The 13,961-nt window shown below is 67.4% G+C and carries 9 protein-coding genes; 1 reads left to right on the top strand and 8 read right to left on the bottom strand.

Going from position 1 to position 13,961, the window contains the following annotated elements; all coding sequences use genetic code 11:
- The 6 genes from Q0S71_RS22610 to Q0S71_RS22585 form a co-directional block, all read right to left on the bottom strand.
- On the bottom strand, window positions 1-5,477 hold a 5,477-nt coding region (locus tag Q0S71_RS22610), incomplete at its 3' end, for a type I polyketide synthase (RefSeq protein ID WP_296000819.1).
- A 15-nt stretch (window positions 5,478-5,492) separates the two neighbouring features.
- On the bottom strand, window positions 5,493-6,527 hold the full coding sequence (locus Q0S71_RS22605) for an AMP-binding protein (RefSeq protein ID WP_296000817.1): 1,035 nt from the start codon (window positions 6,525-6,527) through the stop codon (window positions 5,493-5,495).
- A 663-nt stretch (window positions 6,528-7,190) separates the two neighbouring features.
- Window positions 7,191-8,393 carry a hypothetical protein gene (locus Q0S71_RS22600; RefSeq protein WP_296000816.1) on the bottom strand — a complete coding sequence of 401 codons (1,203 nt, stop codon included), beginning with the start codon at window positions 8,391-8,393 and terminating at the stop codon, window positions 7,191-7,193.
- A gap of 5 nt (window positions 8,394-8,398) precedes the next feature.
- Window positions 8,399-9,535, bottom strand: a complete 1,137-nt coding sequence (locus Q0S71_RS22595; protein ID WP_296000814.1) for an acyltransferase — start codon at window positions 9,533-9,535, stop codon at window positions 8,399-8,401.
- Window positions 9,532-10,119: a hypothetical protein gene (locus Q0S71_RS22590; RefSeq protein WP_296000812.1), complete on the bottom strand. Its 588-nt coding sequence runs from the start codon at window positions 10,117-10,119 to the stop codon at window positions 9,532-9,534. The genes Q0S71_RS22595 and Q0S71_RS22590 overlap by 4 nt, the downstream gene beginning before the upstream one ends.
- A complete protein-coding gene (locus Q0S71_RS22585) occupies window positions 10,116-11,162 on the bottom strand; it encodes a hypothetical protein (RefSeq protein ID WP_296000811.1) in 1,047 nt (348 codons plus the stop codon). The genes Q0S71_RS22590 and Q0S71_RS22585 overlap by 4 nt, the downstream gene beginning before the upstream one ends.
- Window positions 11,163-11,614: 452 nt before the next feature.
- Between Q0S71_RS22585 and Q0S71_RS22580 the strand changes: the two genes are divergently transcribed.
- On the top strand, window positions 11,615-12,085 hold the full coding sequence (locus tag Q0S71_RS22580; RefSeq protein WP_296000809.1) for a PEP-CTERM sorting domain-containing protein: 471 nt from the start codon (window positions 11,615-11,617) through the stop codon (window positions 12,083-12,085).
- Between the two features lie 87 nt (window positions 12,086-12,172).
- Here the strand turns inward: Q0S71_RS22580 and Q0S71_RS22575 are convergent, their stop codons facing one another.
- A complete protein-coding gene (locus tag Q0S71_RS22575) occupies window positions 12,173-12,880 on the bottom strand; it encodes a CPBP family intramembrane glutamic endopeptidase (RefSeq protein WP_296000808.1) in 708 nt (235 codons plus the stop codon).
- Between the two features lie 145 nt (window positions 12,881-13,025).
- Entirely contained in the window at window positions 13,026-13,820 is a 795-nt protein-coding gene (locus Q0S71_RS22570; protein ID WP_296000806.1) for a Crp/Fnr family transcriptional regulator, read from the bottom strand.
- Between the last annotated feature and the right edge of the window lie 141 nt (window positions 13,821-13,961).

The raw sequence follows: 13,961 nt of genomic DNA, 5'->3' as shown, positions 1-13,961 counted from the left end.
GGCGGCGGCGGCATGAAAGCGGGCGCTGGCGGCGCGAGCCGCGCGCTGGCCGGCGCCGGCAGCGGCCGCGCCGGGGCCGGCGCGCTGTCCTGGCCCAGTTCGCTGAGCCGGGTTTGGAAATCGAGGAAATGGCGCAGGCTTAACTGCTGTTCGCACTGCAGGTCCAGCATGCGCGCCAGGCCGTGCTGGATTTGCGAGAAGGCGTCCGGCGATGGCGCGGCGTCGTAGCCGACTGCGCCGTGCGCTGGCTCGGGTGGCGTGAGCGGTGGGAATTGTTCGGCTTTCATGCTGCTTCTCCTGTAAGGTGCGGGGGGCGGAAGGGGACGGCGGGGCGAAACACTGGCACTGCTGGCAACGGCGGGCCGGGCGGCGGCGATGCCGGCCGGATGGGCGCCCGGCGGCGGCCCGGCGTAGGGCGCCGGCGCGGGCGGCGGCGACACGGGCGTCGGACGCGGCTTGTACCACGGGATGGCCCGGCCGCCGTTGACGCGCCAGGCCAGCCGGCCCGGCTGGACGCGGCCGGCCGCTACCTGGTCTAGCGTCGCGCCGGCCAGGCCGCGGCCGCTGAACCAGGGACCCAGGTCGACCGGCAATCCCAGCGCGATCGCCCGCGCCAGCAACTGCCCCAGCTGCGGCCAGCCCGGCCGGCCCGCCGCGTCCAGCGCCAGCGTGGCGTGCGGGCGCCGGTCCAGGATGGCGTCCACCAGGCCGCCGAGCGCCATGCCCGGCCCGCATTCGATGAACACGCGCACCCCGGCCTGGTACATGGCCTCGACCTGTTCGACGAAGCGGACCGGCTCGGCGATATGGCGCGCCATCACCTCGCGCACCACCTCGCCGTCGGCCGCGTGCGGCGCGGCGGTGGTGTTCGAATAGACCGGCAGCGCCGGCGCGTCGAAGCGCACCGACGCCAGTTCCGCCGCCAGGCCCAGGCGGACGCCGTCCATGCTGGCGCAATGGAAGGCGGCGCCGACCGGCAGCTTGCGCACCCGCGTGCCCTCGGCCGACAACATGGCCACGGCCGCGTCGATAGCGGTGGTGGCGCCGGCGATCACGGTCTGCGCCGGCGCGTTGAAGTTGGCGATGGCCAGCGCCAGCCCGCTGCGGGCGATGGCGGCCGCCGCCTGTTCGCCATTGCTCTCCAGTACCGCCATGGCGCCGGCCGGCGCCGCCGCCGCCAGCCTGCCGCGCGCATACGACAGGCGCAGCAGGTCGGCGCGGCTGATGACGCCGGCCGCGCACAGGGCGACATATTCGCCATAACTGTGGCCGGCCACGACGTCGGGCAGCAAGCCGTAAGCGGCCAGCAGTTCGCAGCCGGCCATGCCCACCATGCCCAGCGCCGGCTGCGCCACGTCTGTGGCGTTCAGGGCCTGCTGCTGCGCTTCGCGCTCGGCGTCGCTGAACACCGGCGGCGGATAGATGCGGCCGGCGACCGGCGGCCGCGCCGTCGCGTCGGCGTCACCGGCAGCGGGAGCGGGATCGAAGCAGGCGTGCAGCGCGGGCATGCCCAGCACCAGGTCGCGCAACATGTTGACGCGCTGCGAACCCTGGCCGGGGAACAGGAAGCAGACGTCGCCGGCGTTGGCGCTGAGGCCGGCGTTGTCGTCGCGGTAGAACAGGCCGGGCGCCTGCTGGAATTCGGTATGGCTGGGCAGCAGTTCCAGCGCCCGCTCGAGCCGCGCGCGCAGTTCGCCGGGCGAGCCGGCGAGCAAGGTCAGGCGGCATGGCGGCGCGCCCGCCGCGCGCCGCGCCGCCTGCAGTTCGCGGTACAGCGCATGGGCCAGGGTCGCGAGCTCGCCCTGCTCCACCGGTCCGAGCGCGTCGAGCAGGCGGCGCGCCTGCTGCGCCACCTGCCCGGCGCTGGCGCCGGCGATGGCGAAGATCTCGGTCTCCCGCGGCGCCAGGGCCAGCGCGTCGCCGGCGCGGTAGCCCTGCCGGTACTCCGCCAGCACGGTATGGAAATTGGTGCCGCCGAAGCCGAACGCGCTGACACCGCAATAGCGCGTGTCCCGGCCGGCCGCCGGCATCAGCCAGGGCCGGGCCTCGGTGTTGAGATAAAACGGCGAGCGGCCGAAATCGATGGCGCCGGTGGGCTGCGCGACGCCGATGGTCGGCGGCAGCACGCGCTGCTGCAGGGCCAGCGCGGCCTTGATGAGGCCGGCCATCCCGGCGGCCACCTTGGTGTGGCCTATCATGGATTTCACCGAGCCGAGCGCGCAGCTGCGCGGCGTCATGCCGACGCCGTCGAAGGCGGCCTCCAGCGCCTGCAATTCGGACTGGTCGCCCAGCGCCGTGCCGGTGCCGTGGGCCTCGATCAGGCCCACCTGCGCCGGCGCCACGCCGGCATCGTCATAGGCGCGTTGCAGCGCCAACACCTGGCCGGCCGCGTGCGGCGCCGTCAGGCTGCGGTTGCGCCCGTCGCTGGAGCTGCCGATGCCCTTGATGAGGGCATAGATGCGGTCGCCGTCGCGCTCGGCGTCCGCCAGGCGCTTCAGCACCACGGCGCCGACGCCTTCGCTGATAGCGATACCATCGGCGCTTTGGTCAAACGGCCGCGAGCGGCCGCGCGGCGACAGCGCGTGGGTCTGCGAAAAGCACATGAAGCCGATGGCGCCGTTGGTGCAGTCGACCCCGCCCACCAGGGCCACGTCGGCCTCGCCGCCGCGCAGCTGCTTGATGCCGACGTCGAGCGCCGCCAGCGAGGCGGCGCAGGCGGCATCGACCGTGAAGTTGGTGCCGCCCAGGTCGAGCCGGTTGGCGATCCGGCCCGCCACCACATTGCCCAGGATGCCGGGAAAGGCGTCCTCGGTCCACTGCGGCAAGAGCTCGGTGTTGAGCTGGGCGAGGATGCGCTCACTGGCCTCGGGCGCCAGGCCGTCGACCTGGCTGAGGTATAGCGGCAGCAGGGTGCGGAAATTGTACTGGCAGCTGAGGTCGGCCATGCCGCCGACGGCGAACACGCAGGCGGTGCGCTTGCGCGCGAACGGCAGCGCGTCGAAGCGGGCGTCGGCCAGCGCGCGCCTGGCCACTTCGAGCGCCAGCAGCTGCATCGGCTCGATCGACGCCAGGCTGGCCGGCACGATGCCGTAGCGTTGCGGATCGAAGGCGATATCGTCGAGGAAACCGCCCCACTTGGCGTAGATCTTGTCCGGCGTGCCGCGCTGGGGGTCGAACAGCTGCTGCGCGTTCCAGCGCTGCGGATCGACCTCGCGCACCGAGTCCACGCCGCGCACGATGTTTTCCCAGTATTCGCGCAGGCTTTGGGCGCCGGGGAAGAGGCAGGCCATGCCGACGATGGCGATATCGTGCTGTTCGCGGCGCGGCGGCGCCACCGCCTCGACCGGACGGCCCGCCGTCAGCAACCGCGCGCCGCCGGCCGCGACGTCGTCGTGCAGCGCGGCGATGCTGAGGGTGCGTTCCCTGAGGCGCGCCACGTCGCCCAGCATGTAGACGCCCTCGCGCCGCTGCGTGTCGCGGTCCACCTCGACATAGCGCAGCTGGTCGGCCGTGTCGGGATCGGTATTGCGGGTCACGCCCTTGGCCGCGATGCGCAGCCGGCCGATGTTCATCGTCTCCAGTTCCAGCAGCGTCTGCTCTTCGGAACTCGACGCGAGCACCAACTGCTGGCGGACCTTGTCGAACTCGTCGCAAAACGGGGTCCAGGCGCAGCGCGTGTAGACGCCCACGCCGGATTGCAGCAAGGCCGTCTCGCTGCAGGCGATCGCTTGCGACTGGAACTCCGGCACGATGGCGCCGGTGTCGACGATTTCCTCGGTGAACAGATAGGCGGTGCCCATCCACACTCCGATACGCGCCCCGCGCGCCACCAGGGGCGCCGCCATCGCCGCCACCATCGCCGCCGACAGCGCGTCGTGCACGCCGCCGGCGAACATGATGCACAGGGACTGCGGGTCTTTGATGTCGGCGGCGGCCAGCGTTTCGAGCATCAGCTCCCACAGCGCGAAGCTGGTGCGGGGACCGGTGTGGCCGCCGCACTCGCTCCCTTCGAAGACGAAATGGCGCGCCCCTTCGGCCACGAAATTGACCAGCAAGCCCGGCGACGGCACGTGCAGATAGGTGACGATGCCCAGCGCCTGGAGTTCGCGCGCCTGGCTGGGGCGGCCGCCGGCGATCACGGCGAACGGCGGCCGGATGGCGACGATCGCCGCCATCTGCTCTTGCCGCATGGCCAGCGGCAAGAAGCCCAGTATGCCGACACCCCATGGCCGTTCGCCCAGCAGGGCCGCGGTCTGCTCCAGCATGGCCCGCACCTGCGGACCGCGCATCACGGCCAGCGCCAGGAAGGGCAAGGCGCCGCCGTCGGCCACCGCGTCGGCGAACGCGCCGATGTCGCTCACGCGCGTCATCGGCCCTTGGGCAATCGGATAGTGGGTGCCGTGGGTGCGCGCCAGCGGGCCTTGCGGGGCCAGCGCCTGCTGCTGCGCGGCCAGGCGCAGATTCTCCGACAAGGCGGCGGCGACCGCGACGACCATGCGGCCCACCGTGCCGTAGCGCTGGGCCCAGGGCTCCGCCAGAGCGATATCCTGGCCCGCCGCCACCAGGCCGTCGGCGTCGCCGTCGGCGCCCGCCCTCAGGCCGTCACGCAACAGTGCTTGTATGGGCCGGCCGCCGGCCTGGGTCAGTTCGATGCGGCGCAGCAGCGCACGGCCGGAGCGGTTGAACACGCGCGTCAGCTGCTCGCCGCCGCCGACCAGCACGGTCTCGCTGCCGTCCAGGCGGCGCATGGCCTGGCGTTCCGGCTCGCTGCCGTAGGGCCCCTCGGCGGCCAGCCACAGCTGCTCGCACAGCACCACGCCCGCCGCGCCCGACAACACGGCGCCGGCGCCGGTATGGACGCCGATGCCACCCTGGATCCAGTAGGGGATCGTCAGCCGCCCCGCCAGTTCCTGGAGCAGGATGAACGATGAACGGGGGCTGACCCGGCCACCGGCCTCATGCCCCTTGACGATGACGCCGTCATAGCCGGCCGCCTCGGCCGCTTGCGCGGCTGCCAGTTCCCGCACTTCCAGCACGACACAGGCGGCGATGGCCTGGGCCTGTTCGCGGACCGCGGCCAGGCGCGACGGGGCGACGCCGGCCAGCACCAGCAGCGGCAGCGGTCCCGTCACCGCCTGCGTCAGCAGCGCCATCAGGCCGGCGAGCTCCCCGCCCCCGGACTCGGCGCGCTCGCCGGTTTGCTCATCCGTTTGTTCATCCACCTCCCAGCGGATGCCCCAGCCCGTCTTGCCGGCGCCATCGCGCACCAAAGCCGACAAGGCCCGCAGCGCCGCCTGTGGGCGCTGCGCCCTGGCGTCAAGGGGCGACGCGGAGGCGTCTTGATCGGCGGCGGGCGCATAGGCCGGCCCCAGGTCGAGTACGCCGACCGCGCCGGCACGCCGGGCGGCGATGGCGATTTCCGGCACGAAAAGGTGCGACGGTGTCATGGCGATGACGGTGGCGAGATGTGCTTTCATGATCGTGGGAGCTCCCTAGTTGGAATGGCAATGGTTATCGACACCCGCCAGGATGCCGCCAGGCACAAGGCCCCGTCCCGGTGCGCAGGCGTGGGCGCAAAACAGTGTGCGCAGAGGGCCGAGGTCGCCGTATTCGGAGGCGCGCTCGAGCAGCGCCAGCAAGGCCGGCACCGCCGGCATGGCCGTGATGTGTTCGCGCAGGATGAGTTGACGCAGATAATAGGCATCGGCGGTCTCGCCGGGCGCCGCGATCAGCACGGTGGCGCCATAAGACAGGGCCCAGACTACGCCCCAGGGAAAGGCCGTCGGCGTGGCCTCGGAGCACTGCATGACCGCCTCGCCTGGACGGATGGGGCTCATCGATTGGATCGCCAACAACTGTTCCGTCACCGAAAGATGGCTGCCGAAGCCGGCCCCTGGGCCATCGGGGTGGTTGCGCTGGGCGTAGGCCGGCGACAGGCGGTGGGTCGGATACTCGTCCGGCCACGCGAACGGCAGTCCGCCGCCATCTTCCGTACAGCGTATCTCCTGCGCGGGCTGGATCGACAAAGGCGTGGCATCGGCCGCCGTCAACACCAACATGGCCTCCCGTTCGCGCAGCGCGGCGCTCAATTGCGCCGTTTTTTGCGCCGGGTCCAGCATGAGGCAGGCGGCGCCGGCCTTGAGCACGGCGAGCACGGCACGCGGCAGAGAGATCGAGGGCGCCATGCACACCGCCACCACGCTGCCGGAGCGGACGCCGCGCCGCTGCAGCAAGACGGCCAGGCCGTCGGCCTGCGCATCGAGCTCGCCGTAAGTGAGTTTGATCGCGCCACTCTTTATCGCCGCCGCGCCTGGGTTGGTCTGTGCCAATACCTCGAATCTACGTTGCAGGGTGAATGTGCTGAGCACCGGATGATCCACCGTCCCCAGCGGGGCCGCGCCATGGGCGCCGCCATTCGAGGCATACGCGCCGGCGTCCTTTAGTACGCGGCAATATCGGGTTTGTGTATCGAGCTCTATGCTATCGGCACAGTAATTACTGATGACCGATTCAAATTCTGTATGCATATTCATTCCCTCCGGAATTTCAGCATGTCAAAGCAATAAAAATCAAAATTATTAAAGATAAGAAATAATACCTGCAATCTATTAAATTAATATTTCTTGTGCATCGCACAAACACAGGAATTATTTTCCATTGGGAAATTGGTGGTATGTATTTCAAATATGTGTTTAAATTCAAACACTTAAATATTTTTAATAGGAAATAGTTTCAAATGAAAATATTTTTTTTAATTCAACGTTAAATTTATAATACTCGTTAGCTGCGCTGCACAATTTAATCCATATGAAATATTTTTATTTGTTCCAATTAAACGACAAAAAATATTTTAATAGAAATTATTTACTTAATTCAACTAGCGGCTTATCCAGCATTGGACCGATGAACTTTATGCGTGAGCGATTGCCCGCCCCTTCGCCTATTTGAAACATTCGATGAGATACAGAATCTTGCAAGCGGCCGGATGTGGACCGGGAATCACGGTCGCCATGGTGGTCGACGGACGAAATGGGGTACGCCGGCGTAGGCGCCGACGAGCTGGATTGGGATGTGGGGCAACACCTCCCGGACGGAAGGATTAGCTAGTGCGGCGGTGCGGGATAGATGCGGGCTGGGCCGTGCAGGCGCCTAGTGTGCTGTTGCGCAGCGAATTCAGCGCGTCTGGGACATCAGCCCCGGCGGCGCGCCACCGCCCACAGGTCGCGCAGGAGCGGCATGGGATCGCGCCACTCAAACACGAAATAGTGCATGTTCGGCCGCAGGAAATCGCGCAGGTAGCCGAACAGCTCGGCGCCACGGTTCCAGCGCAGCTGCCGGTCCGTCACCTTCTTTTGCTGGAACAGCAGGCGCAGCAGGCGCTTGGTTTCCGCGATCATGAAGCGGCACTGGATGCCGCCCACATACGCGGTTTGCGTGACGGACTGGTCCAGTCCCTGCAAACGGTACAACATCCAGGGGAAACTGACGCCGGCGTGATAGGCCAGCGGCAGGCTGCCCCAGAAGCGGCCGTTGATTTCCATCAGCGCCGATTCGCCGGTCAGCGGATCGTGCCGGTATTCCACCATCGCGATGCCTTCCCAGCGCAGCGCGCGCAGCAGCGCCACCGAGCGCAGCATCAGCTCGCCGTGCTGTTCCAGCCCCACCGTTTCGCACAGCGTCGACACGCCGCCTTCGGGCGGCCATTCGTGCACGCGGCGGTGCTGGAAGGTGCAGTGGGCCACGCCGTCGCGCATCAGCACGAACTGGCCCAGGCCGTAGCCGGGGCAATATTCCTGGATCAGCGGATAGCGGCCGACGGCCTGGTACGGCGCCAGGTAGCGCAGCAGCTCGTCGGCGTCCTGGCAGTAGCGCGCCTTGTCGAGGGCCAGGCCGGCGCCCTCCAGCAGCCGCACCACGCCGTTCGGATCGGACCATTTCAGCACGACCGGAAAGCGCAGGGTATCGGCGGCGGCGCGCACGGCGTCGAACGAGTCCGGATGCGCGGTGCGCGGCACCCGCACGCCGACGCGGGCGGCGGCTTCGTAGGTGCGTTCCTTGTCGAGCACGATCTCCATGCGGGCGGCGTCCGGCAGCAGCATGCGGTAGCAGCGCTCCAGCCGCGCGCGGTGGCGGTTGAGCATCATGATGTCGCTTTCGGAGATCGCGTACAGGCAGGCCGGGCCCAGCCGCGCGCCCAGCTCCAGCAATTGCGCGATGATGCCCTCCTCGTCCGCGGCCCGCATCAGGCCCTGGCGCAGGTAGCGCGACGACAAGCCCGGCGCGGCGCGGCTGCGGGCGATGCCGTAGACCGGCACGCCGTGGCGGCCGAGGTCGCGGATGATGGTCAGTCCGATCGGCGTATCGATGCCAAGCACGACGACAGGCAGCGGCATCGCCATTAACCCTGTACCGCCCGCGCGCCCAGCGGCCCGCTGACGCGCCGTTGCCACCAGCGGCTGCCGAACAGCGCCGCCAGCCAGCCGTGTATGCGGCGCCGCAACGCGCCGCGCCGGTGTTCGGTCAGCGTGCCGGCGGCCCACACGGTCAGCAGCGTGGCCGCCATCGTTTCGCAGTAAAACAGCGGGCCGCGCGGGTCGCCGTTGATGGCGGCGCTGTAAAACTGCAGCAGCGGCTGGTGCATGATGTACAGCGAAAACGTGTAGCTCGACAGCCAGCGTATCGGCCGCGCCAGCGGCAACAGCCACGGCCCCAGCATCGGCGCCATGGCGCGCGCGCCGGCGAAATTGGCGGCCACGATCAACGCCAGCGGATAGTCGGTGATGACGAACTTGGAGAACGCCAGCTGGCGCAGCCAATAGGGGCCGACGATGCGGCCCAGCAGGTCGGCGCCGACGTCGGTCAGGCCGGCCGCCTGGAAGCCGGCGTAGGCGGCGAAGGAGGCGATCCACAGCAGCGCGCCCGGCAGCGGCGGCAAGCGTTGCAGCCATTGCCAGCGTTGCAGCACGACGCCCAGGGCCCAGACCGGCGCCAGCAGGAGGATCTTCGGCCCCAGCAGCAGCGCCACGGCGGCCAGCAGCGTCGCACGGCTGCGGCCGCGGGTGAAGATGACGATGGCGAAGCCGATGTAGTACCACATCTCGTAGCACAGCGACCAGTACGGCGTGTTCGAGAACGACATGATCGATACCGTCCACACCTCGTTCAGGAAGCTCAGGCTGGTGAGCATGCGCAGCCAGATCAGGTCGGGCGTGCCGCGCCCCTCGTAGAAGGCGGGCGCGAGGGCGCGGCCGAAATGGTCGAGCAGCGGACAGAGCAGCACCACCGGCAGCGCCAGCGAATAAAAGCGGGCCAGCCGGCTGGACCAGTATTCCAGCGGCGTGTTTTCGCGCTGGGCCGTGATGTGGGCGATGACGTAGCCCGACAGCACGAAGAAGACGATGACGGCGGCGTGGCCGTGGTTGCTGAACGGCAGGTGGGCCACGCTCAGCAGGCGCGAATTGGAGTGGTAGATCACCACCAGCACGGCGGCCACGAAGCGCATCAGGTCCAGGTAGAGCGAGAATTCCTTTTTCATCCGCCCTCCCCGCGCAGCCGGGCCAGGCGCGCGTTCGGCAGCGCCAGCGCCAGCCGGCCGACGGCCTGCTGCACGCGCGCGAAGCAGCTGTCGAAATAGCCGTCGCTCAATTCGAAGGGGTCGTGCAGGTGCGGCAGCGGCGGCGCGCACCACATGCCCAGCAGGCCGACCTGCACGTCGTCGCGCGGGCCGAGGCGCCGGCGCACGGCATGGGCCTGGCGGATTTCCATCACCAGCAGCAGGTCGCCGGAGCGCACTTCGTAATCGCTCCAGTCGCAGGCGCGGTGGGCCGTCATGTGGGCGCCGCGCCGCGCCGCCGCCGCCGTCGCCGAGACCGGCGACGCCGCGCCGGTCGTCGTCGACAGTCCGACCGAGACCACGTTCAGGCCGACGGCGTGGGCCGCTTGCTCGGCGTAGGCGCTGCGGCAGATGTTGCCGAGGCAAACGAAGACCACGCGCCGCACCCGTTCGGGATGGCGCAGGCGGAAGCGCAGCAGGCGTCCGCTCAGCAATTCGGCGTAGGCCAGCGCCAGGCGGGCCAGGCCGCGCCAGGTGCCGAAACGGCGGTCGATCGCGGCCTTCAAGCGGCACGCTCCAGGCGCTGCAAGGCCAGCGCGCCGTAGCGGTCGTAAGTCACTTGCGTCGCCATGCGGTGCAGGCTGCGCCAGGACGAGCCTTGCAGCAGCAGGTTGTCGGCGTCCACGGCGGCCGTATCGACGGCGGCGGCCAGCACCGGCGCGGCGCCGCCGAGCGTACACGGCAGGAAGTGCCCCCGTTCGCCGTCCAGATACCGGCATAACTGCGTCAGCCGCTCCTGGTTGACGCCGTGGGTCCGGGCCGGGCTGCGGCCGTGGTCGCGGCACTGCACGTATTCGAACGGATGGGTCAGCACGACGACCAGCGGCAGTTGGGCCGCGTGGGCGCGTTCCAGCAGCAACCGCGTCTCGGCGAAGCTGGTGCCGGAAATGGTCAGCACCTTGCGGTGGCTGCGCACGCCGAAGCGCCAGTCCTCGAAGGTCAGCACGGGGAATTCGACGACGCCGTGGCGGCGGTGCATGCCGCTGTAGAGCCGGTAGCGCTCGTCGCCGCTGTCGAACATGGCGACGCCGACGCTGGAACTGTAAGGCATGCCGGACCGCGCCAGCGCCCGGTACATCGAGTCGTCATGCTGGAGGCTGCCGCTGCGGAACACGGTCGGCGCCGGCACGTCCCAGCCGCCGAAGGTGGCCAGTCCCTCGCGGATCAGTTCGAGCGAGGAATCCTCGTCGCGGCCGTGGAAATCGTCCTGGCGCGGCTGCTGACGCACGCGCTCGCGCCAGTCCGAGTGACGGAACACCGACCAGCACGGATGGGCGTGCAGCTGCACGTCGTGGCCCTCGGCGTGGATGCGGCGCGCGATGGCGCCCATGGGATCGTGGCGGAAATACTGCTGTTGCAGCGCCTCGACGAAAAAGGTGGCCGGGATCTGGCTGCGCTGGAACTGCTCCAGCAAAAAGCCCAAGCCCTGCGAGCGGCCGCCGACGTCGCACCACACCAGCGGCTCGCCCACGGGCGTGCGGTCGGCGTCGGCAAAGGCGCCGCCGATGCTGAACTCAGTGTCGACGGTGATGCAAACGCGGGTCGCCATCATGCCGTCCGTTCGCGCCGCAGACCGCACGGTTCCTCACCATGCGGCCGCGCGCCGCCGATCAGGGCCGCGGCCCGGCGGGCGCGCAGCGCGCTGTGGAAGATGAAATCGTGAACCAAAGTGGCCATACGCGCTCGAATCCTGTTCTACCGTTGCCTGTGCACAGGCGAAAATGCGCCGACAGTGCGCCAATGCGGAATGGTAGCAATATTAGCATTTCGGAATTGACCGAATTGTACTTTTTTTCAGTTTTTATCGCCATCGACGGGACTTGTTTCCCAGTGGTAACTAGCATGTCGGTACTCGGTCGATTATTGTCGGAAAACTTTACACTTTTCCACGCTGACAATTTTCAATATTTCGTAAGTGCTTGATAAATATGGATCTTGCCAAATTGGCACATTAATTGCTTATTACTCGCATGAAAGATAATTATTCTCAGGGAAAATAAAATGACCATCCAGAAATTCGCCGCCAAACTTTTGTCCGCGCTGACGCTGTGCTGTTTCGCCCACGGCGCCAGTGCCACCGTCATCAATTATTCAGTGACTGTCGATAATTTTGTGGCCGCGTACGGGCAGTTCACCGGCTTCGACAGCAATGCGGACGGCATCCTCTCCAAGAACGAACTCACCGCGTTCTCCTACGAAATTCCAGGGGGCTACGATTTCAGCCTGGCGCAGGTATCCGATTTCGGCAGTTATAACATCGCGAAAAATATCTGGAATCACGACGCGTCGGGCTGGGGATTGCGCAATTTCGCCTATGTCTCGTTTGAGCACGGGCTCCTGTCGGTCAACCTGCTCGATACCACGGATGTGGTGACCACCGTCGCCCGGACATCGGTGCCGGAACCATCTTCGATCGCGCTGGTCGCCCTGGGACTGGCCGCCGCCTGGCTGGCGCGCCGCCGCGCGAAGTAATCGCGCTAATAATACGGCGCAGAAGTGGGCGATGCGGGCCGCCATTCCCAGCCGGAGGCGGTGGCATCGCACTGCTCACGCATCTTGTTACGGCGACACCGCCCCATCCAGCGGCGCCGCCGCCTTCAGCCTGCGCACCACGTAAACCATGGACAGCGGCGTGGCCGCATGCAGCACGATGAGCCACCACAGACTGCCGGTGAGCGCGTATCCAACGGTGAACGCCAAAGCGATCGCGATGGCACCGGCAAATTGCCACGGATTCTTGTAGCCGTGCGCGGCCCCATAGGCGACGGCCGCCAGCGCCACCGCCAGCGGCATGCCGGTGAGCGGCGCGAGCACCAGCAGCAGATAGCCGCGATACAGCAGCTCCCAGCTTGCCGTCATCGCAAGCATCATGGCGATGTAGGCGATAGTTTCAACGCCGGTTCGCGGCATCGGAAACGGCAGCTCGCCTAATTTGTCGGCCTGTTTGACGCGATCTTCCTCCGTCATCCTGAACGCCATCCACTGATCGACAATCAGCAGCACCGCCAATAGACAGCCGGCGCACACCAAGCCCCAAACGCCGCCCGGCGATGGCGGAATCGCGAGTCCAAGTTCCTTGACAGAGTGATTTCCCCGCCACGCGACCAGCGCAAACACGCCGAGCAGCACGAGCAGGAAGCGGCTTTGTCGCCAATAGCTTTGCAATGCGGGCAATGTCGGCTTGGGCGGAGCCGGATACCGGCTACGCCACAGCGCTTTGAGGGGGAGGAAAAGCAGCAAATACAGGGGGAGGAGCGAGTCGGGCATGGAAGCGCAGCGCCGCAAAAAGGAATTTTGTCAGGATAGCATTATTCCTGAGAGCAAAATACGCAAATTGTCACCTGAAGCGGGACGCGAAATCCGTCGTCTGTTTGACGTCGCGGCCCACTTCCGCTCCCTGTGTCCGCAGCAATCAAGCGTGATACGTTTGCGTCTGCAAGGCGGCGGCGCGGCCGGCCGTGTAGCAGCTGCCGGCATAGCGCTCCATGCGCGCGCGGTCGGTCACGAGGATGCGGCCGCGGCCGCACTCTATCATCCCCTCGTCCTGCAATTTGCCGGCCGCGCCGGTGATGCTTTCGCGCCGCACGCCGAGCATCTGGGCGATGGTTTCCTGCGTCACCTTCAGTTCGTTCGAGACCGAGCGGTCGAGCCGGTCGAGCAGCCAGCGGCACAGTTTCTGTTCCATGCTGCTGTGGCGGCTGGCGACGACGTTTTGCGCCATCTGCGCGAACATGGCGCTGGTGTAGCGCATCAGCAAGCGGGCCAGGGCGCCGCCTTCGCTGAACGCGGCCAGCAGGTGTTCCGTTTTCAGGCGATAGCCGTAGCCGGCCGACTGCACGATGGCGCAGCAGCTGGCGCGGTCCGCCGCGTGCATGGCCAGGCCGGCCACGCCGTCATGGCCGACGACGGCGATTTCGGTGGTGGCGCCGTCTTCCAGCACATATTGCAGCGAGACGATGGCGTTGGTCGGGAAGTAGGCGTAATCGATCTTGCCGCCGCACTCATAAAGGCGCTGGCGCACGCTCAGCTTGACGAATTCCAGATGCGGGAACAACTGCGCCAGGTCCTCGCGCGACAGGGCCCGCAGCAAGTCGTTCTGCTGCGCGCCTATCGTGCTGATCGGGGCCGGGGCCGCCGCGCCGCCATTGAGCAGGCGTGCGCCGATGATCGCGTCGCGGGCGGTGTCGTTGGCGGTGGTGGTGTACATTTGGCGGCCTCGTGAAGGAGTGACTCGGTGGGGATCGCTTGCCTGCCGATCCGATGAGTATCACTTTAGCGGCGCCCGGCCGTGGCCGGTATAGGACGACCTTAGGCCCTTATGTAAGCCGCTAACATTGCGAAATGTCAT

The sequence above is a fragment of the Rugamonas sp. genome, from assembly GCF_025354735.1.
In the GTDB taxonomy this organism is placed as follows: domain Bacteria; phylum Pseudomonadota; class Gammaproteobacteria; order Burkholderiales; family Burkholderiaceae_D; genus Rugamonas.
Note: the sequence above shows the minus strand (reverse complement) of the source record. Positions and strands in the feature narration are given on the sequence as shown.